General features: G+C 46.7%; 23 protein-coding genes. 7 read left to right on the top strand and 16 right to left on the bottom strand.

Annotation, left to right across the window (positions count from 1 at the left end; genetic code table 11):
* Positions 1–59: 59 nt before the first annotated feature.
* Together NYE58_RS01695 and NYE58_RS01690 are read right to left on the bottom strand one after the other, a co-directional pair.
* Entirely contained in the window at positions 60–683 is a 624-nt protein-coding gene (locus tag NYE58_RS01695) for a C39 family peptidase (protein WP_076275957.1), read from the bottom strand.
* Positions 680–3184, bottom strand: a complete 2505-nt coding sequence (locus NYE58_RS01690) for a PAS domain S-box protein (RefSeq protein ID WP_341000959.1) — start codon at positions 3182–3184, stop codon at positions 680–682. The genes NYE58_RS01695 and NYE58_RS01690 overlap by 4 nt, the downstream gene beginning before the upstream one ends.
* A gap of 280 nt (positions 3185–3464) precedes the next feature.
* Here NYE58_RS01690 and NYE58_RS01685 point away from each other — a divergent pair, with 280 nt between their 5' ends.
* Positions 3465–4280 (top strand): hypothetical protein, encoded by an 816-nt coding sequence (locus NYE58_RS01685; protein WP_076220534.1) that lies wholly within the window; start codon positions 3465–3467, stop codon positions 4278–4280.
* Here the strand turns inward: NYE58_RS01685 and NYE58_RS01680 are convergent.
* Positions 4273–5049 (bottom strand): YheC/YheD family protein, encoded by a 777-nt coding sequence (locus tag NYE58_RS01680; RefSeq protein ID WP_232061115.1) that lies wholly within the window; start codon positions 5047–5049, stop codon positions 4273–4275. The two genes, NYE58_RS01685 and NYE58_RS01680, sit on opposite strands and share 8 nt — an antisense overlap.
* A 181-nt stretch (positions 5050–5230) precedes the next feature.
* On the opposite strand from NYE58_RS01680, the gene NYE58_RS01675 reads away from it, so the two are divergent.
* Complete coding sequence (locus NYE58_RS01675; protein ID WP_341000958.1) at positions 5231–6370, top strand: glycosyltransferase family 4 protein; 1140 nt, start codon at positions 5231–5233, stop codon at positions 6368–6370.
* A gap of 440 nt (positions 6371–6810) precedes the next feature.
* Here the strand turns inward: NYE58_RS01675 and NYE58_RS01670 are convergent, their stop codons facing one another.
* Positions 6811–8052: a DUF445 domain-containing protein gene (locus tag NYE58_RS01670; protein WP_076220722.1), complete on the bottom strand. Its 1242-nt coding sequence runs from the start codon at positions 8050–8052 to the stop codon at positions 6811–6813.
* 305 nt (positions 8053–8357) lie between these two features.
* On the opposite strand from NYE58_RS01670, the gene NYE58_RS01665 reads away from it, so the two are divergent.
* Entirely contained in the window at positions 8358–9230 is an 873-nt protein-coding gene (locus NYE58_RS01665) for a Cof-type HAD-IIB family hydrolase (protein WP_341000956.1), read from the top strand.
* Between the two features lie 578 nt (positions 9231–9808).
* On the opposite strand, the gene NYE58_RS01660 is transcribed toward NYE58_RS01665, so the two are convergent.
* The 3 genes from NYE58_RS01660 to NYE58_RS01650 all read right to left on the bottom strand — a co-directional run bounded on the left by NYE58_RS01660 (position 9809) and on the right by NYE58_RS01650 (position 12377).
* Positions 9809–11188 carry a sugar phosphate nucleotidyltransferase gene (locus NYE58_RS01660; RefSeq protein ID WP_076220740.1) on the bottom strand — a complete coding sequence of 460 codons (1380 nt, stop codon included), beginning with the start codon at positions 11186–11188 and terminating at the stop codon, positions 9809–9811.
* 2 nt (positions 11189–11190) lie between these two features.
* Positions 11191–12027, bottom strand: a complete 837-nt coding sequence (locus NYE58_RS01655; RefSeq protein WP_341000954.1) for a DUF6492 family protein — start codon at positions 12025–12027, stop codon at positions 11191–11193.
* A gap of 131 nt (positions 12028–12158) precedes the next feature.
* On the bottom strand, positions 12159–12377 hold the full coding sequence (locus NYE58_RS01650; protein ID WP_341000953.1) for a hypothetical protein: 219 nt from the start codon (positions 12375–12377) through the stop codon (positions 12159–12161).
* A gap of 802 nt (positions 12378–13179) precedes the next feature.
* Here NYE58_RS01650 and NYE58_RS01645 point away from each other — a divergent pair.
* The gene (locus tag NYE58_RS01645) at positions 13180–15477 is read left to right on the top strand and encodes a UvrD-helicase domain-containing protein (RefSeq protein ID WP_445671778.1); all 2298 of its coding nucleotides are present in this window, start codon (positions 13180–13182) and stop codon (positions 15475–15477) included.
* Positions 15478–15541: 64 nt separating this feature from the next.
* Here the strand turns inward: NYE58_RS01645 and NYE58_RS01640 are convergent, their stop codons facing one another.
* The 3 genes from NYE58_RS01640 to NYE58_RS01630 all read right to left on the bottom strand — a co-directional run bounded on the left by NYE58_RS01640 (position 15542) and on the right by NYE58_RS01630 (position 17420).
* Positions 15542–16126 carry a 50S ribosomal protein L25 gene (locus NYE58_RS01640; protein WP_076101172.1) on the bottom strand — a complete coding sequence of 195 codons (585 nt, stop codon included), beginning with the start codon at positions 16124–16126 and terminating at the stop codon, positions 15542–15544.
* An 87-nt stretch (positions 16127–16213) separates the two neighbouring features.
* Positions 16214–17161 carry a DUF1861 family protein gene (locus NYE58_RS01635; protein WP_139330081.1) on the bottom strand — a complete coding sequence of 316 codons (948 nt, stop codon included), beginning with the start codon at positions 17159–17161 and terminating at the stop codon, positions 16214–16216.
* Positions 17124–17420: a helix-turn-helix domain-containing protein gene (locus NYE58_RS01630; protein ID WP_076127054.1), complete on the bottom strand. Its 297-nt coding sequence runs from the start codon at positions 17418–17420 to the stop codon at positions 17124–17126. Before NYE58_RS01630 ends, NYE58_RS01635 begins: the two co-directional genes overlap by 38 nt.
* A 216-nt stretch (positions 17421–17636) precedes the next feature.
* Here NYE58_RS01630 and NYE58_RS01625 point away from each other — a divergent pair, with 216 nt between their 5' ends.
* From NYE58_RS01625 to NYE58_RS01615, 3 genes are read left to right on the top strand one after another with little or no spacing between them, the layout of a single operon-like run.
* Entirely contained in the window at positions 17637–18818 is a 1182-nt protein-coding gene (locus NYE58_RS01625) for a glycosyltransferase family 4 protein (protein ID WP_341000950.1), read from the top strand.
* A complete protein-coding gene (locus NYE58_RS01620) occupies positions 18818–19924 on the top strand; it encodes a glycosyltransferase (RefSeq protein WP_341000948.1) in 1107 nt (368 codons plus the stop codon). The genes NYE58_RS01625 and NYE58_RS01620 overlap by 1 nt, the downstream gene beginning before the upstream one ends.
* Positions 19917–20996, top strand: coding sequence for a mannose-1-phosphate guanylyltransferase (locus NYE58_RS01615; RefSeq protein WP_036687341.1), 1080 nt, complete (start codon positions 19917–19919; stop codon positions 20994–20996). Before NYE58_RS01620 ends, NYE58_RS01615 begins: the two co-directional genes overlap by 8 nt.
* A 104-nt stretch (positions 20997–21100) precedes the next feature.
* On the opposite strand, the gene NYE58_RS01610 is transcribed toward NYE58_RS01615, so the two are convergent.
* The 6 genes from NYE58_RS01610 to NYE58_RS01585 form a co-directional block, all read right to left on the bottom strand.
* A complete protein-coding gene (locus tag NYE58_RS01610) occupies positions 21101–21337 on the bottom strand; it encodes a DUF6953 family protein (RefSeq protein WP_036687339.1) in 237 nt (78 codons plus the stop codon).
* Between the two features lie 110 nt (positions 21338–21447).
* A complete protein-coding gene (locus NYE58_RS01605; RefSeq protein WP_036687337.1) occupies positions 21448–21765 on the bottom strand; it encodes a hypothetical protein in 318 nt (105 codons plus the stop codon).
* A 57-nt stretch (positions 21766–21822) separates the two neighbouring features.
* A complete protein-coding gene (locus tag NYE58_RS01600; RefSeq protein WP_341000946.1) occupies positions 21823–22698 on the bottom strand; it encodes an alkaline phosphatase family protein in 876 nt (291 codons plus the stop codon).
* 4 nt (positions 22699–22702) lie between these two features.
* Positions 22703–23746: an ABC transporter ATP-binding protein gene (locus NYE58_RS01595; protein ID WP_341000944.1), complete on the bottom strand. Its 1044-nt coding sequence runs from the start codon at positions 23744–23746 to the stop codon at positions 22703–22705.
* Positions 23743–24546: an ABC transporter permease gene (locus NYE58_RS01590; RefSeq protein WP_076186152.1), complete on the bottom strand. Its 804-nt coding sequence runs from the start codon at positions 24544–24546 to the stop codon at positions 23743–23745. Before NYE58_RS01590 ends, NYE58_RS01595 begins: the two co-directional genes overlap by 4 nt.
* Positions 24543–25463 (bottom strand): ABC transporter permease, encoded by a 921-nt coding sequence (locus tag NYE58_RS01585; protein WP_341000943.1) that lies wholly within the window; start codon positions 25461–25463, stop codon positions 24543–24545. The genes NYE58_RS01590 and NYE58_RS01585 overlap by 4 nt, the downstream gene beginning before the upstream one ends.
* Positions 25464–25522 lie beyond the last annotated feature (59 nt).

Below are 25522 nucleotides of genomic sequence, written 5' to 3'. Positions count from 1 at the left end.
CTAAGTAGTGCAAACGTTTGGACTCGAATTTTTCAAGCTATTTTGTCAGGACAATCCCTCTACCTCGATGCATCTGCAATATCTAGCCCGACCATCGTAATAATGTCTTTATTCGCAAAATACGGAATACGCCGTTCTTTCCCTAGAGTGACTCTACCGTCCTTGTACCGCACACCATTATCGTGGACAATCAGGGTAGCACGCTCTCCGTCCTCAAATCCCTCATATCCTATACCTAGTACCCAATGGTAATCGTAAGTAAACTCACCTCTCCACCGCAGACGAAACCACTTATCAAATTTAACAGCCACAGGCCGGCCGGCATCAATTTCTGTTTTATATACTTCAAAATCATTAAACGTAGTAATATGTAACTTTTGCTGATCCTTAGGTAAAGTCACTGAATGGATATAGTTCTTCAGTCCTTTGGTAAAACGGCGCACACTCATCCCCCAAGGTCTTCCACCGTGATGGCTGTATATGTAATTAATATGAGCGGCTTTGGAAGGAAAATGACCTTTGCCCCGAATAAAGTCCGCTCCTAAATGGGTGTTCCAATACTCCGCTAACGCTGCCATCGTAGCTGGGCCACATGCAGAGGACGGGGATTCGACCCCAACCTCCCACTGTGTATATGGCTCCGCAGGCAGTTTCTTGCTAATCCGAGGCTGTCCATGCTTCATTCGGATAGATCCCCTCTTAAAGGGCTAGACTTAGGAGCACAATGTGGAGTTGCCTCCGGAAGTAGAATTACATTTGCACCGGCATCCAATTCTCCTTCTGCAGCTGCTGCCCCTTCCATTGTTGTCTCCCGTTCTTCTATCTGCACTGTATCTTCCACATTTATCTCAGATTTACTACTATCAGGATTAATCTGCAGCGTGAAATAGAAATTAGAGCCCTCTCCTTCACTGCTCTCTACTGCGATAGCTCCGCCCATCAGCTCAACGAGCTTTTTACAAATCGCCAGCCCCAATCCGGTCCCGCCATATTTGCGATTAAACGAGGAATGCAGCTGATAAAAGGACTGAAACAGCCGATGCTGCTTCTCTAGAGGAATGCCAATCCCCGTATCCCTAACATTAAATTTCAAAGTTAATTTCTTTTGATCTGCGGACAGCTTCTGCTCTACGTAAATACTGATACTGCCCCGATCTGTAAACTTGATTGCATTGCTGACCAGATTGACCAATATCTGACGCAACCGCCCGGCATCGCCCATAATCAGTGGCGGGACTCCAGGTGCCATGCTGCATGATAACTGAATATTTTTCTCCAAAGCCTTAGCTGTAAATAGATCGATTACGCTGTCCAATACGGCTTGAAGCTGCACGGGCTCATTTACAATCATCATTTTTCCGGCTTCAATTTTGCTGTAATCCAGTATTTCATTCAAAATAGATAGGAGCGAGCTGCTGCTCTCCTTAATAATGTCAGTATATCCAAGCTGTTCTTCATCAAGCTCCGTCTCCGCCAGGAGATCCGTCATCCCTACAATTCCGTTCATCGGCGTACGGATTTCATGGCTCATAATAGCTAAGAACTCAGACTTAGCCTGGTCTGCTTTTTCTGCGGATTCCTTCGCCCGAATGATTTCCTTCTCATCCGTGATGTCCCGGAACACTACAACAACACCCTTCGGCTCCCCTTTATCAAATAGAGGGGTTACCTGGTACTCCGCAAGAAAGCTAGAACCGTCCTTACGCCACAAGACCGCATCTTTACTCTGATAAGATACACCTGACTTAATAGCCTTCATCAGTGGAGATTCCTGCGGCCGATAATGGCTCCCATCAAGCGCTATTTGCTGAATATGATCCAAATAAGGATGGCCCATAATTTCATCATGTTCATAGTCCAGCATTTGCAAACCTGCAGGGTTAATGAACGTCACCTTCTCCTCCATATCGAGTCCAAAGATGCCTTCTGAAACCGCATTTAAAATAAGGGTATACTCATTGCTAAGCTTCTCAATTTGTTCTGTATAACGGATGCGCTCTGTAATATCACGGGAAATCCCATACACACCCACTACTTGGTCATCTACAATGATCGGAATATTGGTAGTATTAATTTCTACAAAGTGTCCGTCTTTATGAATAAGTGTTAGATCATAGCTTTGAGGATAACCCTGGGCGGCTAAGTTAAAATGATACAACGTCTTCTCTATGTCCTTCTCATGCACAATGGGGCCAAAGTACATTCCGATCAGTTCCTCCAGCGAATACCCGGTCAACTTCTCCAAATTCGCATTGGCAGTCAAATAGTCTCCATGCAAATTCATAGAGTACACAGCAGATGGATTGTATTCAAACAATGATTTATACCGTTGCTCGCTCTCCTTAAGCTTGAACTCGAACTGCTTGCGCTCCGTAATTTCCCGCCCAATCGCTATAATCTCCAAGACATTTCCCTCATCATCATAGGTATAACGACTGCTCGACTCGAACCAGACATAGGTGCCATTCTTATGGCGGTAGCGGTAAGCTACAGCCGGAATAACGCCAGAGCTGCGGCTCTGCTCCATTAAACCTTGCATCATAACTAGATCATCCGGGTGAAGATAATTATAGGCGCTTGTCCCAACCATCTCTTCAGGTTCATAACCAAGCAGGGTACGGCTAGCCGAAGAACAATATAAGAAAACACTGTCTTTGACCGCATGACGCGAGATTAAATCCAGCGAATTTTCAGACATCAATCTATAATTGCGTTCACTTTGGCGAATTTGTTCTTCCATTTGCTGCTGCTGATCCCGATGATCCACCGTTTCCTGAGCTGCGATCTTTAGTTCCGTAATATCCTCGGCGTATACTATAATATACGAAGGGGCTTGTCCTTCTTCTGCTCCTAATCCAGAGAACATGAGAGACAGGCAAACGGGTTGACCTTCTTTGTTTAAAAAACAATGTTCCTTCTTCCAGCTGCCCGCTGGCGATTTCTGAAGCTCGTCCATTACTAATCTATAGGAGAGCTCTTTTGAATGTGCCTCTCTATTTTCCGATTCTGTAAAAAGAGCCCCGGCAAGAAACTCGGCCTCCGTAAAGCCAAGTAGATTGCAAAAAGCCGGATTGACTTTTATCCAGTTGAAATCGCCGTTATTCGAAAACAGTACGGCCATTCCTTCTGGAGACCTCATAAATGCATGATCCAGAATTGCGTTAAATTCTACCGAGCTGCCCATTTAAGCCAGACCTCCTTTGTTGCTAGTGCTAAAGCTCTCATACCTTCTTATGTCAGTATACGATAAGAGAACTGGGGAAAGAAATGTCTAGCGCATTATTTTAAATTGGAAATATTTAAATTTAAATTATTGACGCTAGCAAATAAACAACTTATATTTAAGAATAAATATATCGTTCGTGACCTATTACGATGGAAGCACCCGTAATAAAGGCTTTTGCCTTTGCTACGGGTGCTTTTTTGTTGTCTTCAGGGATACGGACAAAAGGAGGAGCGAATTAATGAACGCACTAAAGTCATTCCCCTTACTACTACTGGTGATCCTGCTATCGTTAAGCACATCAACGGAAGCTTTTGCTGCAGCAACGACTGAATTAACACCCTCTATTCAAGCGGCTTTTGATCTAACAGCTGCGACTGCCGACGGTCCTACAAGGATAAAGATGACTAATCTGTACAATGATTTATCTACTTTAAAGATGCAATACAATAATCGTGAGGAGCAGATCCGAACCCTTCACTATAATAATGAGCAAACACTGATTGCAGTACGTAAGCAAATTAAAGAGATTGATTTAGAAACCGTAGCTCAACTGGAGGCTACCGTTAAGAGCTGCAAACAGCACTATCAGCCCTTATTCGACCAGTACAATGCGCTTAATAAGCGTATCAAGATCGCCAAGGGTCTTAAAAACAAGACTTTGAATACCGTATTACAAGCCCAAGGTGATGCTATGAAGATCCTGGTTCAGTTGGCACGCAAAGAAATTAGCGACAGACAGAATCAGTTGAATGCAGCGAAACAGACACGTACCCGAAAGATAACCTATGCCCGCAAAACCTTGTCTGGCATTGATAGTCCACAGGTCTCAATTAAATCAAACAAAAGCGTAGTCACCTCATTGAATAAACGGATTTCCGCAGATTGGAGTGACTTCAAAGCAGCGATTCGCAAGCAAAACCTTACATTAACCACTCAGTCTCTGTCCTCACTCGTCTCCGGTTACCGCCAAATCGCAACACACAAGCAAAAAATCATAGAATTAGAACAAAAGATTTCTGCTGTCATTGCAAATACGAGGAAACAGATCATTTAACGGACTTTTTCTTCTCATTCGCTCTGCGGTAAGCCATTACTTTGCGGTACATGCTTTTATCAGAAAGATGTTTAAAAATATACGGGTCCGGACTAGTATTCACTTCAATAATCCAAGGCGTCATGGATCTATCCAATCCTACATCGACACCAATCTGTCTAAACCCAGGATATTTCTTATGGTAGAAACGTCCGGTATCTTCTCCTAGCTTTCTCAGGATCTTAAGCATTTGCGCTTGCTGAGCTTCGTTCAGATAAGGAGACAGCAGCTTTTCCATAGCAGTTAGTTTGCCGCCGCTATGATAGTTGGTAACAATCTTACCTTTCTCAGCTACCCGGCCGATCAGACCGGTAGTTTCCCATTTGCCCTGCGGGCTGAGCTGGACCATCACACGGATATCAAAGCGGTGTTTCCCGTGCTTTAGCAAAACTATTCCTCTCTGGATCAGGTAACTACGTCCACGCGTCGCTTTCTTTAAAGATAAATGGAAGGCGTCGAAGGTTCTAAAGGTTTTGAGTCTTGTTCCACTTTGGTACTTATATTCTGTTCCATGAGCCTCTCTACTCTGCTCAACCTTCATCACACCATTGCCATAGGTACCGTATTCCGGTTTAACATAAACCATTCCATATTTCAGCAGCATAGCTTTCAGATTGACTTTACTGAATTTTATCGTTTCGGGAATCAACGGTGAAATTTCAGCGCTTCGCATGAGCACCTTGGTTTTAATCCATTTGCTAGTCAATGCAGACTTTAACTTCTTTCCCAACTGTCCTCTCCCCTGTCCCTCAAAAAATAATCACGGCCTTAGTAAGCCTTAGTATTTTATGCTGCAACTGTACAAATGGCATGAGTGAAACGCCCTCTCCGCTTTCGGATGTATCTACTGTTTACTGTGTTGCATATGGTGGAAGAGGATATCCATTAGCGGATAAAAGGAGGCGTGAACCATGCATATTTGTATCATTGCACCGGAGCAGTTCCCAGTTCCGGGAGACGGTTCTGTAGAAATCTGCATTTGGGCCATTGCCAGAAGACTGGCGGAGAGACATAAGGTAACCATTGTTAGTCGGAAGGTACCTGGACTACCTGCTGCCATTATATTGGAGCAGGTCAGAATTATCCGATTGCCTGCAAGCACCCCAGCCCATTATCTTACTTCGGTATTAGAATACATTCAGAAAGAATCCTTTGACATCATTCAGGTTGATAATCGCCCCCATCTTATGTCTGCTGTAAAGAAGCAGCTTCCTCATATCCCGGTATTTCTGTTCCTGCACTCGCTTACCTTCACACCGGGTACAGATAAAGTGGCAAATGCCTTAGCAAAAGCAGATCTGATCATTGCCAACAGCCATTCCTTACAGCGAAGATTGGATCGCCGCTTCCCGCAACTGACCACAGGGATTCATATTGTCTTATTGGGAGCTGATCTTGACCGGTTTACCCCTGTGCAGATATCTGAAAAACAACAGCTTCGTAGTTTCTACAAACTCCCGCAGACCTTCACAGTTTTGTTCGTGGGTCGGGTTATACCCCGCAAAGGAGTGCCTATATTAATACGTGCTATGTCGCATTTAAACAAACACCTCCCCGCTCATCTGGTCATCGCCGGCAAAGGCAAACCGTCGTACATACGGCAGTTGAAGCTCCTTGCACGGCGGTTGAGAGTGTCTGTTACTTTTCTAGGAAATGTGGCTCATGAGAATATACACACCCTTTATCAGGCGGCAGACTGCTTTGTATGCCCTTCCCAGAATCATGAATCCTTCGGCCTTGTTAATGTAGAAGCTATGGCCTCCGGTATACCTGTTATCGCTTCTAATAATGGGGGCATCCGAGAGATTGTCGCCTCTGGCCATAACGGTTATCTGGTAGAACGATATCGCGAGGCTTTATCCTTTGCCCGGTATTTGCTGCGGATAGCCCGCCATCCACAATTGGCAGTTACCATCGGATCACAAGGGAGAGCAGATGCGCTTGAAGCCTTCAATTGGCAGCGTACAGCAAACCATTTAGAACAGCTGTATCAAGCTTCTGCAACACCACAGCAAGGGTACAGAACTCTTGCAGATGGAATGCAATCGTAGACTCACCCAAAGTAGGGGCCTCCTAAGCCATCAACTGGCTGCTGGCTCCTTTTCTTTTTGGAGCTTGCTTGAGCTAAACACCAATCTCCGAATGAATTAGGTGACATATGCGCATTCAAGGTAGCTATCGGACACAGCAGACCCCAAACGCAGCTTTATCCCTCATTTGCAATGCTAAGGACCCTATAACCCCTATTGGCATGAAAAAATGCCCCATATGAACGTCATCCATAGGAATAACGCCAGTGGAGTCCGCAAACATGTTCCAAGAGCCAAGAACTAACAAATTACGTCATATGGGTCCGTAAGCCTCAGAGGAGGATTATTACTCCGCGATGCAGACAGTTCACGAGCAACAACAAAAAGCAGCGATCCTCCCTCACGGGAGAATCGCTGCTCTGCTTTTTTTCCGGATTTTACAATAAATAGGTAAGTTTCATTCAAATCAATTGAATAACTGTAAGCACAAGCCCTACGACAAACCCGCATAAAGCTCCGTTCACACGAATCCATTGCAGATCTTTACCCACTTTATCTTCCAGCATATTCACTAGACTAGCGTCATCCATGCTGTCCAGATTCTCTTTTACCAAAAGACCTATTCTGTAGTGGTTAGCCTCTACAAAGGCAATTAGCGAAGCGCGAATCCGCTCTTCCCAGCTGCTGATCCATTCTTGTTCCTTGCCAATACGACGTACAAGCAGGGTATATAACGTGAACAGCTTGCGTCCGCCAGCCGCCCGATCTTCCTCCAACAGGGAAATTGCTTTGCTGCGAATGTTCTCCAATTGCGCATGCAGGAATTCGGTTGCTGCTTCGCCTTCAAGCTCATTCAGTGCCCATTCTTTTAATGAAGCCAGTCTAGCCTCGTCATTAACAATCTGGAACAGGGCCACTCGAATCTCGCGGATAATCTCTTCACGGTATGGGCTATCCTCTTCCCGAAAATCGCGGATACCGGACTGCAACATACCTTGCAGCATTTCACCAAGCATATCTGCATCCATAAACCCGACAAAAGCCTGAAAAGCCATACCTTTAAGTCCGCCAAGCTTCACTTCAGCTAATTTCTCGCTGGCAATCTTGCCCAGCATAGCCTTCGTTTCAGGACGTCCGCTCCAAGTAGACACCCCTTCCAGCGCATAGTCTAGAGCAGCTACATCTTTACCGTCATTCATTAACTTAGTAACTATTTTATCAGCCGCAACGCCAAGCTCAGCTTCACGAACATATTCGGAGGCTGCCTTTTGCAGAAACGGTACTGCCTTCTCTACCGGAAGACGAGACACGAATTCGCCAAGCTGCTCCAATATTTGTACTCTTGCCTTCTTTTTACTAAAGAACTTTGTCAGTAGCTTGGAGCCCATTGATATAAAGCCAAACTTACGCAGCTTGTTCTCAATGCTTTCCTTGTTAAGAAGCTCAGTCTCCATCGCGGTGATTAGTGATTGGATGATCTTGTCGCGATTCTTGAGCAGTAGTGAGGTGTGTGGAATACGTAGCCCCATCGGATGGCGGAACAGCGCCGTTACCGCGAACCAGTCGGCAATCCCCCCTACCAAACCGGCTTCGAAACCACCTCTCAGTAGAATCACGGCTAGGTTTTCAGGTAGAAACAGTGTAATCAGAAACCCACATGCCATAAAGGCGAGTGACATGGTGGCTAAGTTTTTGGATCTCATAAATAGTCCCCTTTACATAAGCAGCTGCCGATGTCCTTACACAGGAAAAATACCGTCGGTCACGTTCCACGAACATAAGCTGACGATAGATTCGGCTAGTCGGTTAGTTTGATAACTATTGTACCACGACTGAACTATTATCTAAAAATATACTGTAAAAACCTCTTATCTCTTGTTGGACGTTCATTATTGTACAGTTGCATGAAAATGGTTTTTGGTTTTCAGAATATTAATGATAAGATACAAGTAACGTTTCAATACCCCTTAAAAAGTACCACTTTACCTGGAAAAGGAGCTCATACAATATGCTGATTGCTTTAGATATGGATGGAACATTACTGAACGAAGAAGGAAACATCAGTCCAAAAAACCGCGAAGCTATTATAAAAGCTCAGAAACTAGGTCACATTGTTATCATTGCCACAGGCCGCTCTTTTATGGATGCAGAACGTCAGCTTCGGCTAGCGGATCTGGAATGTCCTGTAGTCAGTCTAAATGGCGCAGTCGTCACATTATCTGATCGCACCCTCGCGGCAAGCACGCCGCTGAATAAAGCAGACATCATTCCCGCTCTACGCTGGATGAACGAAATTCCGGACTTGTATTACGAGGTATACACTGAGGATAACGTTTATGTAGAGCTGAACAAACGTGTACGGTTAGAGAAATTATCTGCACTAAGCGATGAAGAAGTTCCTGAAGAAGTCAGCTGGCTGCTGAAAGCAATGATCGATCAACAGTTTCAACAAGCAGCAGTTACCTATGTGGAGAGTATGGAAGAGGTGTGGAGCAAGGAGGAAAATGTTATTTATAAAACATTGGCTTTTTCTCTAAACCGAGAGCTGCTCAAGGAAGCTTCCACCCGCTTCGCAGCTATTCCGGGCTTAATTATTACCGCCTCCCATGTAAATAATATCGAGATTAACCATGAGGAGGCCAACAAAGGCTCCGGTGTAACCATGCTTGCTGACCATTATGGTATCCCGCTAGCGGATGTAGCTGTCATGGGCGACAGTTATAACGATCAGCCGATGTTCGAGAAGGCCGGCTACCGGATTGCTATGGCTAACGCAGCGCCAATTCTTAAGGAAATGGCGGAATTCATCACCACCAGTAATGAGAAAGACGGAGTCGCGGCAGGAATTGAGCATCTTTTGAAAAGAAATTCTAAAGAATAATTTCTGCATAAAGCAGTGAATGCACAAATAGCACCGTGGGCGTTCTGCTCACGGTGCTATTTGTGGGTTTATTTTTGCTAGGTAGGGGTCTCTCATTTACACTTTAGGTTTAGGTTATGGCGTGCCTATAGCTTACTGTGGCTTGCCTATAGCTTACTTATCGCTTTCCTGTAGCTTACTGTGGCTTACCTATAGCTTACTTATCGCTTTCCTGTAGCTTACTGTGGCTTACCTATAGCTTACTTATCGCTTTCCTGTAGCTTACTGTGGCTGTCCTGTAGCTTACTGTGGCTTGCCTATTGCATCCCCCGTCCCTCTCAAGAATTAGTTGTACTTCGTACAGTTAAATGCCCTCTTTTAGGCGCTAATTCGGATTTAATTGCACTCTGTACACTTATATTCAGCAAATCTATTCAAAACGCAAAAATTCGCGATTTTTAACTGTACAAACTACATCTAAATCGCAAGGGATTCGCTACTCCACGAAATAGTTGCACTGAATACATCTATTTCACTTCAGCCGGTCAATCTCCCCATGTCTACAACTGCCTCCGGGTTAAAGCGAACTACCTTTCCATTCATCCCAAATCATCAAGGAAGCTTCCCTCCCCCTCCCATTCAGCAGACACTCGTACGTAGTCATCCACCTCAGGAAATTCCAACAGTTCAATAATAATCAATTCGAGCGCTGTAATGGCCCGCAGTCCATGCTTCGTACCAGCAGGTACCGTGACCGTGTCCCCGGCGGCAACCGCATGAAGATGGCCATTCATCCGGTATTCTCCATTTCCAGAAAGAAAAGACCAAACTTCTTTAGTATGCCGATGAAAATGGTAGCTGGTGTGCTCGCCTGCCAAAATGGTTATTTTAGAGGTCGTAACCTCAATACCTGCCGCCGTACGAGAGAAGTCCAAAATGCGTGAGGTGCCCCAGCGTTTTTCTTCAATCATCGGCTTCGCCGCATGGCCCTCCAGCTTCTGCTTAATTCGTTTTGCCTGCTCTATCCCAGCAACCAAAATGCCATCTGGACCCGACGCCACGATTAAACCAGGAGCGCCGATGATATGCACAGGACAAGAGAGTTCGTTGATCAAATGGGTACCTTTTGAATCCTCAGAAATACTCCCACTGCCAATTACTCTTCCTTGCAAATGGGGAACAAGTGCATCCCAGCTGCCGATATCCGCCCACACCCCAATATAGGGGATGACAACCGCTCGCCGCGTGTGTTCTAGCACCTCATAGTCAAAGCTTCGTTCTGGCAATTGATCATAATGCTCCATAAACTCCATGTAATCTACTGGAAGATCCCGTTCGACCATACTTGAGAGCAAGTACCCTAATGAGCAGGAAAACACGCCGCAATTCCACAGTCCTCCCTGAGAAATGAACTCGGCGGCTGTCGATTCGTTCGGTTTCTCCGCAAACTGCTTAACATTTAAAAAAGACGTCCCCCCTACCCCAGACCCTTCACCCGGCAGAATATAACCGAACTGTGTAGAAGGAAATTCAGGTAAAACACCAATCAAAGCAATGTCCGCTTGTGATTCGGCAAGCACACTTGGAAATTGATGAAGCTGTTTAAAAAAAGAAGTCTCCACATACGAATCCACCGGAATGACCACTACGATCTCTTTTGAGTCCATACCCTTCACAGAATGCAGATAACTTGCCGCCAGAGCTACTGCAGTAAAAGTCCCCCGTTTCTGCGGCTCCGCTAATAAAGGGACTTGAGCACCAACGGATTTGCGAGTAATCTCCACCTGACTGCGATGAGTCACTATGCAGCTTGAATCCAACAAATCTACCTCTTCCAGCCCTCTGCATACCCGCTCGATCATCGACTCCATACCGCCAGCTTCTGTTGGAAGCAGCCTTAAAAAAGCTTTTGACCTGATCTCATTTGATAGCGGCCACAACCGCTTCCCCGATCCCCCTGAAAGGAGTACGATCTGCAACCCTATCGCCCCCCTGCCCTGGATTTAGCCCCCGGTGTTCTCACATACCCCTTTCGTTTATGAAAAGACAATGATCTATACTTCTCAGCCAGCTGATTCACTTTCTGCTTGGATAGCTGTCCTGCATTCATATGGAGACCTTTATTACGCGCTTTTTGAATCTTCATTTCCTCGCGATTCTTCGAATACAGGTAATTGGCATAGGTTTCGAATTCGGAAAAGGCAAATTGCTTGGAGCGGTTCATACTGTGTAAAATAGCTCGATACCAGGGCATTTGGTGTTTTGCTTCTATCTCTCTTTTCATTTGAGCCAATTGACTGCGTTCAAACAGCATATAATGGGTCACAAATGATGATTTTGCGGTCACCTTGCGGCCCATGAGTTTCCTATAGGTTACAAAATACTGTGGTTGGCTCCAGTTCCGGCTGTAAAAGAGTGTCTTGCCATTCGCCCGAAAATGGTGGGGGGTGATCAGAACGGTATCGGCATCAATGACCAAAAAATAATCCGCTGTGCAGAGCTTGTCGCCATTCAGCTTCAGCAGCTGTTGGAATAGCCAGCCGGAACGTTCCCAGGTGCGTGAGCGGTAATGAATGTCTTTTTTCGTAATCGGCAGCACCGTATTCTCGTCAATAAAGGTACAGCCTTTTGTGCGGCAGAACTCAATCATCCGTTTCTTTTTGGGAGCAACAATTAATATCCGGCCGATGGGATGCTTAACCTGCTTTCTAACAGCGTCAATCACATGGGGAAGGGTCTGTAAATCTTTTTCAATCGCGGGAATCAGTACATCTATAGTAACGGCATGTCTGATGCGGGCCTTACTGGGCGAGGGCATAGGGTCATCTCCATATCATGTTTTTGCTTTAGGATATGAGCATGATAGGAAAAGGGAATGGGCATCACAGAATTGTTCAGGAGAGTGGCAAATGTGCGCTGGACAAGCCTGCGATGCGCGGGCAGAAATTTTTATATTATAAAAATAGAAATAGACCTGCACCCGGCGCCCTTTACTGGGGCAAATATGCCCATTTTTTCGCTTATGGAGGTGGATTGGCCCTCGTCTAGAGCATTTTTGCCTCTCTTCCACGTCCCAGCTCCTCTTCTGCTTCTTTCTAGGGCATAAATGCCTCTCTTTTCGCTTACGGAGGCGGATTCGCCCTTATTTAGGGCATTTTTGCCTCTCATTCCGCCCACCCAGTCATATTCCAGTTAATCTACGGGATTTATACCGTACATTCCACCCACGCAGCCACATTCCAGCTAATCTACGGGATTTATACCGTACATTCCGCCCACGTAGTCACTTTCCATCCAATCTACGGGATTTATACCGTACATTCCGCCCACGCAGCCACTTTCCATCCAATCTACGGGATTTATACGGTACATTCCGTCCACGTAGCCACATTCCAGCTAATCTACGGGATTTATACCGTACATTCCGTCCACCCAGTCACATTCCAGCTAATCTGCGGGATTTATACCGTACATTCCGTCCACCCAGTCACATTCCAACTAATCTGCGGGATTTATACCGTACATTCCGTCCACGCAGCCACATTCCAGCTAATCTACGGGATTTATACCGTACATTCCGTCCACCCAGTCACATTCCAGCTAATCTGCGGGATTTATACCGTACATTCCGTCCACGTAGCCACATTCCAGCTAATCTACGGGATTTATGCCTCACATTCCGCCCACTCAGTCACATTCCACCCAATCTGCGGGATTTATACCGTACATTCCGCCCACGCAGCCACTTTCCACCCAATCTGCGGGATTTATACCATCGTTGTGTCCCACTCCCACACCAGTCCCCATATTTTTACTGGCTCAATATCCAACACTTTTCCTGTGCAGTAAAAAGCCTGGGATGGTATATTGTAGATTGGCTAAATTTTCGGCACATTTTAAGATGAACTCAAACATCATAGAACTAGATTTGTTGAGACCACTCTATACAGAAATAATGAAGGTGAATCTATTGAATAAGCTTTTATTTCATAATATCCCACTGGGAGCTACTGGTGAGCGGATCCCGCAAGCGGCTGTGGCCTCAGCGCAGACAAGCCAAGAGCTGGTGAAGCGGGAGGATGAGGACTCCGCTTATTTTCGCAGGCTGGAAGAAGGCGGCATCCTGCTCAACCGTCCGCAGATTTCTGCGGTACGGCATCATAAAGGGCCGCTTCTAACACTGGCCGGCGCAGGCTCCGGCAAAACCTCGGTTCTGATCTGCCGAACCGGTTATTTGTTGTCCGTGCGCGGTGTCTCGCCAAGTCAGCTGCTATTGCTGACTTTTTCGAGTAAAGCTGCGGCGGAAATGCGCGAACGGATCGCCCTATTACCGGGAGTAGGCCCAGCGGACGTCGCGCGGCTGCAGGCCCGCACGTTTCATTCCTTTTTCTTATTTTTCTTGCGCAGACAAGGATTGCAGCAAGAGATTTTCAGTGAGACGCGGCGCCAGCACATCCTGTTGAAACAAATCATGCGTGAGCTAGGGCTACCTAAAGATGCCTATCCACCGGAAACGCTACTCTCCCTGCTCTCTTCCTGCAAGATGAACATGGGTACCGCAGAAGGCTTGCCTGAAGGAACCACCGCTGAAAAAGAAATGAAATCCATTCTGGAAATCTACGAACAATGGAAACTAGACAATTTCAAAATCGACTTCGACGATGTCCTCTTAATCGCCTATCGGATGCTAAAGGAGCGTCCTACGCTTTTACAGGAATTGCAGATGAGATATCTATACGTGATGGTGGATGAGTTTCAGGATACCAATGCCCTGCAGTACGAGTTAGTCAAAATGATTGCTCACCCGCAGCATAATCTGATGGTGGTTGGCGACGATGACCAGACGATTTATTCCTTCAACGGGGCACGCAGTGAATTCATTCTGGAATTCGAGAAGCTGTACCCGGGAGCAAGGGTTATTACACTTGATATTAATTACCGTTCTGGTCCAGCTATAGTCGGACTCGGCAACGGTATTATCCGGCACAATACGCGCCGGCGTTCCAAAACCCTGCAAGCTGCCAAAGGCAGCGGGAGTCAGCCCCGGTATATGCGTCCCCAGACAGCAGACGAGGAAGCCGAGCAGATGGTTGAGCATATTTTAAACGAGGTTTCGAGCGGCAAAAGAGAATATAGCGACTTCGCCATGTTATATAGAGCGTCCAGCAGCAACCGGGCCGTTCTGGAATTACTTCTTTTACGCGATATTCCCTATATTGATTATGGAGAAGGGCAATTACTGTACGAACACTGGCTAATTTCCCCGGTCGTGGATCATATGCGTCTCTCCGTGAATCGGCGGAATTTTGCGGCTATGGAGAACATCCTGCCTACTCTTTATATGAACCGTGAAAAAGGTATGAATCACATCCGGCAGATGGAAGCCAGACAACCAAAGCAAGGCCCACTAATCCATCTGTTGTCCATGCCCGGCATGGAGGATTTCAAGGGCACTAAGCTTAGAGAGCGGCTGGATCTAATTCGCAATATGCGCGAGTTAACCCCAGTCCAAGCGATTCGCCAGGTCCGCACGCAATTCTATGATTATTTCATCGAAGCGAATGAGCGGCATCAAGCAACCTTGCATCGCGAAACGTTAAAAGAAATGCTAGATGAACTAGAATCGTCTGCAGAGCGATTTGATAGTATTCCTGCCTTTCTGGATTTCATAGATAATGTTACGGAACGTAATGAACATAATCGTCAGCCGGGCACCAAAGAACAAGGGAATCGGATCGCGCTTATGACCATTCACAAATCCAAGGGATTAGAGTTTCCTGTGGTCTTTTTGATTGGAGCCTCTGAAGGAATTCTCCCGCATAGCTCCGCACTGGAGGGCGACCGGCTCAAAGACCGCAAGCTGGCCGCTGCAAATAGTGGGAGTTCAAGCTTGGCTGCCCTGGAAGAGGAGCGAAGACTGGCTTACGTAGCTGTTACTAGAGCCCGGGAAGAGCTATTTATCAGTTCACCTGCGAGGCATCGAGGCAAAAAAGCAGAGGTCTCCCGCTTCATGTTATCAGCCTTCCGCTCTGCCGTTTCTTCCACAGCAACGACTACGGTGAGCAGAACAGTGACAACAAGATCCTTACCAACCAGCCGGACAACTGCGACAAGAACCCATGTCGTTCCGGTATGGAATTGTACCAGCAGTACCTGTCCTGGCTGGACACGCATGAAAGCGGGCGGAGCTGAGGATCATTTAACCTCAAAGCCCTGCCCGTTATGTAGTTCCCCTATGGCAAAGGACCAACGAGAAGTTCCTGTATGATTCAACGCAAAAAAAGCAAGTTTCCTCTTCCCTGGAAACTTGCCTTTTTTATAAAAATATATGTTTAAGCTGGAGTTACTACTGCTTCTTCTTCCTCTTCTTCATGCACGGTCTTGATCTGGATCATTACGGTTGACGGTTCGGTCAACACTTCAATACCGTCCTTGAAGATCAGATCAGAGACTAGCAACTGGTCGCCAATATCCAGTCCGCTGATATCGACTTCCATGGAGGTAGGCAGATCTTCAGGCATACAGCGAACTTCCACTTCATAAATTTCAACCTGAAGCGTACCGCCTGCTTTAATCCCTACGGCTTCACCTGCAAAATGAATAGTCACCTTGCTGTCCATGCTCTTTTTCATATTTACATGTTGGAAATCAATATGCAGAATTTTGCCGGACAGGGTATCCTTCTGAATGTTCTGAACCACGACCGGAACCTCTAGCTCTTCCGATACCTTACCTTGCAGAATTGCGCGCGGATTCTTTTTGAGAATGTCCAGAAGTTCTTTTTCATTCACTTCCAACGTCAGAGTCTCTTTACCAATACCATATAATACAGCCGGAATACGTCCTTGCTTACGCGCCTGATTGATGTTGGACTTGGTGTCAGTCTTACGTGTGTTGAATTGAATAAACTTATTCATTGAGTTTCCCGCTCTCTTTGACCATAAATTCTTGTCACACTAAGTGTAACATGACCATATAATCTAGTCAAACCAACTGGAAGAATGCTAGGATTCGTATTCGTCAAAAGGGTCCGCGATCTCAATCTCATATGCTTCAGCATCACTCACCCCTACAGATAATACCGCCCGGCCTCCTCCAAGACGTTTCAAGCCACCGCTAAAGATGACATCCTCCAGTTCCTTGCGCTTGCCCGGGCCCGCCGGAAAATCACTGCGGACTGCAATTATTTTGACCGGAGTTGCTTTATAAGTCTCAGGATTCAGCGAAAAAGCCATGGCATAATAGTGTTTGTTTCCGGCGCTATCGAAGCAAGCAATGTGGCCCAATACGCCCACCATTCCACCCCGCAGCAGATGAGCTTCATTGGCTCCCCCCCACTCTTCGGGCACGAATTGATCCTGAAGCACCTCGGCATCAATAAAGGTCTGCTCATTCAGTTCGTCCAGCGAAGGAATCACTGTGAACCCAATCTGTCCTCGCCCACCCCGTTCGCCCTGTGGCCGGGTAAATACGCCTACACTGCCATTATCAAGCTCGATAAGCCGGATATCCTTCATCGTGCCGGGACCTGAAGAAAAGTGGGTTAAAGAATCGATGTGATACCCCCGGTAGAATTGGGTCACCCAGGAGGTAATCCGGTGCGGATCATCCGCTGCCGTAATCACTTCCACCCCGCCCACAATAAGTTCCCCCCTGATCCGGGTCCAGCACGGGTCCTGTAAATTGTACGTATGCGTATGCGCACGAGGCCTCCAGACTCCATCATGGCATGTAAAAAAGAAGACTTGAGAGAACTCACTGTCCCGTTCCTCAACTCTTCCCATTAGTACTTCCTCCCCGTTATACATAAACGGGGCGGTTATATTATAGACATCCCGGTGCCCGACACCGGTGAACGTCAGTTTATTTACTATGGTTGTACCGCGTCCGGCATGATATGTATCCAGAAGCTGCTTACAGGTGGCTGTCCGTGCCGGGTTCCTTGTCATCATCGTCCTCCTCATAATCATTTGAACGATCGATTACCCAATCGTTGTCTTCCGCATCCATGGCGATCAGCTCGCCGGGCTGGACATTAAAGTATACACATAATTTTAGCAGCAGATCCCTTGGATACTGCACCATCTCATTCTTGTACATTCGGCGTACTGAATCAAAGTGGTAATTGATCTCTTTGGCAAGCTTACGGATCGATAATTTCGGATCATGCCTCAGCATGACCTCGCTCAGTTTACTGCGTATGACTGGCATTCATCCACCTCCTCCCATAATATATCCGCACTCACCCAAGGAGTCAATTAAATTGACAAGATTAAATGGTCATGTTACAGTGGGATTAGGAAATAATTTGCAACATTTCTAATTTCAGAAAAAACAAATACCTTTCCCTATTCAGAAAATAAAGTCTTCTTTATTTTCTTTTTTTGTATCCAGACCAATCGCAAGACCATTAGGGAGGCTCTTTGAATGAAAAATACAGTCCGTAATCACAACATCGTGTTCCTAGGAACCAGTCTGCCGCGAGAGTGCGGTATCGCCACGTTCACACAGGATCTGCTAGATGAACTTATCCACCTTCCCGGCTTCAACCCGCCCCGGATTATTGCCATAAACAACAATGAAACCTACGCTTACGATCAGCAGGTAATACGGCAGATCGACCAGCATAATTACGCAGATTATATAGATACGGCCGATTTCCTCAACAATTCTGATGCCGATTTGTTGGTCATCCAACATGAATTTGGCATCTACGGCGGAGAAAGCGGTGAATACCTGCTGCCCTTTGTCGAACGTTTGAACATTCCGTATGTTGTTGTTTTTCACACAGTGTTGACCAAGCCCTCCCCTAAGCAGCATCAGATCATCCGATGTCTGGCCGAGCGTAGCGTGCAGGTCGTGACGATGGCGGAATCAACCCTTACTGATTTATCTACTATTTATGAGATCCCAGTTTCCAAAATTACATTCATCCATCACGGTGTCCCTCAAGTGAGCACAGCTTCACGCTCCAGCCTCAAAGCACAATACGGTTATCCAGACCGCAAAATCCTCTCCACCTTCGGCTTCCTCAGTCCCGGCAAAGGGATTGAATACAGCATCGAAGCTATGCGCGGCGTGGTCAAGCGACATCCCGAAGCACTTTACATTGTCTGGGGCAAGACCCATCCGGTCGTCAAGCTGGAATCCGGCGAAGTTTACCGCCAGAAACTGACGGACCTCGTAGAAATGTTTGACCTGCAGGACAATGTCCAATTCGTCGATAAGTTGCTGACCCAAGAAGAAGTAATAGAGTCCTTGGTCATGTCAGATATCTATGTGACTCCTTATCTGGGTAAGGATCAGGCCGTCAGCGGCACCCTGGCCTACGGAGTCGGTTATGGCCGGGTCATCGTGTCGACCCCTTACCGCTACGCCCAGGAAATGTTGGCAGAAGGCCGCGGTCTACTGGCTGATTTTCATGATTCTGCTTCCTTGGAAGCCTGCATTTTGCGCTTGCTGAATAGCCCCGCCCTGGTGCAAACGATGGAAGACCGTACGTTGAAGCTCGGGCTCACTATGCGCTGGAACGAAATCGCCAAAATCTATGCCGCCTTGTTCCACAGCCATATCCAGAGCTCGGCGTCAGCTGATCGGAGCGTGATTTAATGGAAACCTCCACCACAGTACAGGCTAAACCAGGCTATCTCCGCAGAATCACGGACGATACAGGAATCTTTCAGCATACCAAGTTTGGGGTTCCGGACCGTTCCAAGGGCTACACTACCGATGATAACGCCCGCGCCCTGATTGCTGCGGTCTTAATGTACGAGAATTCCCGGGATGCCGTGGCACTCGATCTCATTCATACGTATATCTCTTTTATCTATCATTCCCAGACAGCGGACGGCAATTTTCGCAATTTCATGGATTATAACCGCTCCTTTATAGAGGATAAAGGTTCTGAAGATTGCCAGGGACGTACCTTGTGGGCACTCGGGTTCGCCCTGTCGCATGCTGCTTCCCTGCCCGATAACCTGATGAATACCTGCCGGTATTTGATCAATCAGGCACTGCCGCATCTGGAAGCCTTGGGCTCACCTCGGGCTGGAGCCTATGCCATCATCGGCCTAAGTTATCTTACCGAAGCACCGGGCTCATTAGGTTATGCTTTTCCATACCCGCATACTGAAAACACGACCGAAGAAGCCGCCTTTCTGCCAAGGGCAACCATTGAGAGTCTGATCGAAAATATTGCGGTTCGGCTGCATAATCAATATACCCGCTATAAGGGGCACGGCTGGAATTGGTTCGAGAACAGCATCACTTATGGCAATTCCATGCTGCCCTGGGCTCTGCTTCGGGCCTTCCTGATCTCCGGGAATAAAGACCTGCGGGAGACCGCCAAGGAAAGCCTGGATTTCCTAGCTTCCACCACCTTCTCCAGCAAAGGTTACTATAAACCGATCGGCAGCCATGGCTGGCTGCTGCGTGATGGGCTGGCTGCACCCTATGATGAACAGCCCATTGAAGCCTGCGAGATGCTGCTGGCCTGCCGGGAAGCAGCTGTTGTTCTTGAGGACCCCGCCTATCTTACGCAAGCAGAATTATGCTACAACTGGTATCTAGGGCATAATTCCTTGGGAATCCCTCTGATCGATGCGCAGACTGGTGCTTGTTATGACGGCATCCATGCCGCGGGACTCAACCTGAACCAAGGCTCGGAGAGTATTATATCCTTCACAATTGCCCGGTTGGTGATGCATCATGAATAAATATGCTACAATCCTAGCCGGCGGGGGCGGAACACGGTTTTGGCCCCTGTCCAGACAAGAAATCCCAAAGCAGCTGCTGAATATTAGTGGCAACGACATTATGCTAAACGATACGATTGAACGCTTCAAAGGGATTATTCCTCAGGAGAATACAGTTATCGTTACTAATCGTACCCAAGCAGTATTGTTGGAGAGTATTATGCACAGCAGCGTTCTCAAAGCTAATATTCTAATTGAACCTGTGGCGCGAAATACAGCCGCTAGCATTCTTTTTGCAGCATTATCTATAGAGAAATCTCATGGCAATTCCTTAATGGTCGTCCTGCCTTCCGATCACTATATAACGGATGAGGAACAATTCCGTCTTACACTAGACGAAGCCTGTACTGTTGCCATGGAGTCAGACAAAATAGTAACCATCGGAATCAAGCCTACTTTCCCATCTACTGGCTACGGCTATATTGCCTTTGATAAGACGCCGATTGCGACAAGCCCAGTGGCTGTATATGATGTAGATGAATTTGTAGAGAAACCAAACTTTCAGAATGCACAGAGTTATCTGGCATCCGGTAATTATCTATGGAATAGTGGGATTTTTATTTGGCAGACCTCTGTCATTATTGATAATTTCAAACGTTATCTACCTCGACTCTACAAAACCATGCTGCCCATCAGTGATTGTTTGGGTACAGATCAGGAAGAGGAAGTTATTAATGCCATCTATCCAACGCTTCAGAATATTTCGATTGATTACGGCATTTTAGAACGCTCTGATGAAGTTGTCGTGCTTTCCGGGCAGTTTGGCTGGAATGATATCGGCAGCTGGGATGCACTGGGTTCAATCTTCCCTCCGGATGATGCAGGCAACATTATAAAAGCAAATCATGTGGGGATAGATACCCATAATTCAATCATCTATGGAAATGGCAGACTGATCACGACCATTGGTGTAGACGGGTTCATCATTGCGGATACTGGGGATGCACTATTAATCTGTCCCAAGGATAAAGCGCAGTCAGTCAAAGATATCGTGGAGCTTCTAAAGGAACAGGGAATGACAGAATATATCTAACTAAAAAGAATGCAAAAAGACGGGCCATTGCAGTACATGCATGGTCCGTTTTTCATCTCATTATATAAGTTGAACAGTTTATAAATGTTTTTTAAACGCAAAACCTAGGTCCAAGCCCACAAGAACCCGTCTCGATCCCAAGCAATTCTCCCGCCATGGAGTTTCCGGAAAGCTTTCTTCACTTCTTTGGAGAGTGAGGCATTGCCGTTCTCATTCACAAATACAAATTGTTCTCCAAAATTCTCTTTCACATATTCAATCGCCGCCGTCTGATGCAAGGTACCCGTAAAACGAATCTCCTTCACCATCCATTCTGCTACTTCTTGTGCGGTTATTTCCATATGGATGCGCCTCCTCTCTGTGCTTACTGCTAAAATGTGCCCTCATTATAACATGAATACAGCCCAACCGGACAAACGTCCGAATTGGGCTGTATTGAAGTCATTTTACATCATTGTGGATAGATATGGTTCGACGGATAACGGGACTTCTGTCCTCCACTCACCATCAACAGAATCCCAGTAATTAAGTGCAAGAACCAGCCCACAAAAGGAATCCATGCCAATAAAGAAGTTATAATTCCTAGCACTGAACCGTAGATAGACTCACGGTCTCTTGAAGATAAAATCAATGTAATCACATGTAGAATAAACATCAACCCCAGAACGGAATACCCCGTGCCAATAACAATAGCAGCACCCAGGATTGGAATTGCCAAAATAATTTCACAGGAACCCGTAATCCATTTCATAGCTTTAGAAGCGCTCAATAGACAACCTCCTAATTGGGTAAAATATATGATTTTTCTCGTGCTAATTATTTTATTTCATACCAACGGCAAAGGTTCTTCCACTTTGTCATGGGATTGCTTCTGCACAAGTGGAGGCAAGCCCTCCTTACTCATTGCTGCTGAAGGGGCCAGCCCCAAACAGTGGCACATTAAAGGAGCCATTCGCAGCTGTGGCAGCACTTCTTCCTCTTTTTCCGAAGATAATACATCTACCCCAAACGTATATAATGGCACATCTCGCTCGGAAGGGGTTATCCCGCCGTGGTACCCATTTGCGTTCATTCCGTGATCTGCCGTAATCATAATCTTATAGCCCTGTTCCATCCAAATAGGCAAAACAGTGGCCAGCAGACCGTCGGCATTACGCACTGAAAGCTCATATTCTTTACTCTCTCCGCCATATCGATGCCCGGCGTCATCTATATTCATGGAGTGAATGTATAGGAAATGCGGATCATAGGCACTCCGTAAATACACCGCGTCGGCAAACACATGACTGTCGGGATAATGATCCTCGAAATAAAAGCTGCCATGCTGAATGGGCTTCATCACATTGTGCTGATGGCGATCAGCCAGCGGATCAAAAGGGGCCGAATTATAAAGCTCACTGACCCAATGATAGGCGACAGCAGCTGTGCGCAAATTAGCGGCCACTGCCAGATGGAATACGCTCTCTTCATGGCTTGGTCTCACAATATGGTTAGCCGTAATTCCATTTTTGGACACAGGTGTCCCCGTCAAGAGCACTTCATAAAGCGGGCGTGACAGACTAGGCAGTTCCGATTTCACTCGGTGACATGATATTTTCCCCTGCTCCACCAGATGCTCCATATACCCCATATATTCACGTGCGGCCTCATATCTAAGTCCGTCCAACACTACCACAATAAGTTTATTGTTCATTTCAGTCATCTTATTACGCTCCCTCTCGTTCCAGATGCAGCAGCTCAGAAGGGTTCAGAGCCAAGGTGACGTTAGCCCCTTCCACCAGCCTCAGCCAGCGTCCGTCATTTAAAAGATCAACCGTTAAGCAAATGTCTTCCACCTCTACCGTACACCTAATAATATTGCCCAACACAGAGACAGATTTAATGATGCCATCCACCAGTTGCACTCCGGCAGCAACCTCGTGAAGTCCCGCGCCCTCATGCAGCAGCGTAACCGCCTCAGGCCGAATAGCAAAGCGGTCCTTCGTGCTATCTATCCCCCGGAACAACGTCATCACTTCTGATCGGGTCAATACATTGTAACTGCCCATAAACCGGGCAACGAACTCTGTCCGTGGTGCGGAGTACAACCCCTCAGGTGTGCCATCCTGCACAATCCGGCCACCGTTCATAATACAGATGCGGTCAGAAAGAATCAGCGCTTCCTCCTGATCATGCGTCACGAATAGTGTCGTCATGTTAAACCTTTTTTGGATATCACGAATTTCAGCACGTAAATTCTTGCGTATCTTAGCATCTAGTGCGCTTAAGGGTTCATCCAGCAGCAATACTTTGGGCTGCACCGCTAGAGAACGAGCCAGCGCTACCCGCTGCTGCTGTCCACCGGAGAGAGACTGCGGATATACATCCCGTTTATCCTCCAGATCGACCAATGCCAGCAATTCTGCGCAGCGATGATAGCGGGCTGATTTCGATAACCCCCGCATTTTCATTCCATACTCGATATTTTGGCTCACCGTCAGATTGGGGAACAAGGCATAAGACTGAAACACCATTCCTACCTCGCGCTTACGGGGCGGCAAACTTCCCAGATCTTTATTTTCCAAAAGAATTCTGCCGCCATCCAGCTCTGAAAGACCGGCTATGCAGCGTAGCAATGTGCTTTTTCCACAACCGGAGGGGCCTAGCAGTGTCACAAGTTCACCTTCACGGATCTCCAAATCAACATCGTCTAACACACAGGTATTCCCAAACATTTTGCGTACACCCTGCAGCTTTAGATAATCATTCATCCCTTAACGCCCCCTCCCATCTTTTTACCGAGCTTCATGAGTACCATCGAAAGAATTAGAATAAACAGAAAATAAGAGATCGCAATCGCGCTGGCTAAATGTCCACTTTCACCAACCCTTTGATATAGATATACCTGAATCGTCTGAATATGTCCGCCAACTAACATGTTCGTAAGGACAAATTCGCCGAATAGAACTGAAAATGATAACAGTGTAGAGACGATAACCCCAGGCCATATATTAGGCAAAATCACATTCACGAAGGCCGTTCTTCGGCGGGCACCAAGCAGCTCCGCAGCATGCAGCAGTTCAACGGCATTAACCGTTAACAGACTATTGCGAATGCCCTGATACATATAGGGAAGGATGACCACAAAATATGCCCCCACTAATAAATACGCTGTTCCAGCGATATCAAAGGGTCCAGAAGAATAGGTACGAATAAGACCTACCGCAGCCACAACACCAGGCACCGCATAAGGCAAAACAACAATACCTTTCATAAAGCTCTCCCAACGCGGAAAATAGAGGGTGATGACAAAAACAGCTGGCAGCATCACGGCTAGACTCAGCACCACGCTGATCAGGCATAAATAAAGCGAGGTCCAAAGCGCCTCCAGAAAGCGAATATCCTCAAACATTTCCCCAAACCAATTCAGCGTCCAAGCTCGGGGCAGCAAGGTATTCTGCCAATCTTGTGCAAAAGCATAAATGCCCGTTGCCAAAAGAGGAAGCAGCAAATACACCATGAGCAGCAGCATGAAGGTGCGTGGAGCAAAGCCTGCTTTGCGTATATTCATTGCCCTGCCTCCTCACGAGCTGTCCATAAACGCCGGGAAGCTTTGATTTTCACATCCGGTTTACTGAGTGCTTTCGTTCCGAACCTCTCCGCACGCCGCACCATTAAATGGTTCAGATAAACCGCCAAAATCGTAGTCAGACCAAGCAGAACAGCAAGCGTACTCCCCATTTGTGGCTGTGTAACCACATCTCCGGCAATCAGTGAACCGATACGTACCGCCAACAGATTGTAATTTCCGCCAACCAATGCGTAAGCCGTGGCATAAGCCCCCATTGCATTAGCAAAAAGAATTCCAAGTGTGCCGAAGATCGCCGGAGTTAGAATAGGCAGGCCAATCGTCTTCCAGAACTGCCAAGGCCCAGCCCCCAGTAAGGAAGCTGCCTCTCTCCACTGCTCACGAATTCCGTAAAAGGACGGGTACAAAAGCAGTAAGGCTAACGGAACCTGAAAGTATACATACACCAGTATTAGACCTGACCAGCTATATAGATCAAAATCGGCAAAAACACTCCAGCCCCACTGTTTAAATAAGAGTGTAAACACCCCATTATTTCCGAGCAAAATGATATAAGCAAAAGCCAGCGGAACACCTGCGAAGTTAGAGGTCATATTCGACAGCATCAGAAGTCTATCGCGTACTCTCGGGGTAAACCGGGTAATGCAATAAGCACAAAAAAGTCCGACAATGATCCCTATCAGACTTGAGATTATGGAGATTAGCAGACTGTTCTTAATCGCCTGCATGTAATAGGCACTTTGCAACGCATGCAGATAATTGCCTAACGTAAATCCCGTTCCGTCCGCTGTGCGAAAGCTTCCCGTCAGCATGGATAGTATAGGTACCAGTTGAAAGGCTAACACCATTAGTGCAAATGGAATAAGTGCCAGGATCACACCGCGGCTTCTTTGTTTCATCTTACTCGCTCCTTGTCGCGGGAATAGAACAAAGGCGCCTTACGGCATCATGACGAAGG

The organism is Paenibacillus sp. FSL L8-0708, from assembly GCF_038009325.1.
GTDB lineage: Bacteria > Bacillota > Bacilli > Paenibacillales > Paenibacillaceae > Paenibacillus_AQ > Paenibacillus_AQ odorifer.
Note: the sequence above shows the minus strand (reverse complement) of the source record. Positions and strands in the feature narration are given on the sequence as shown.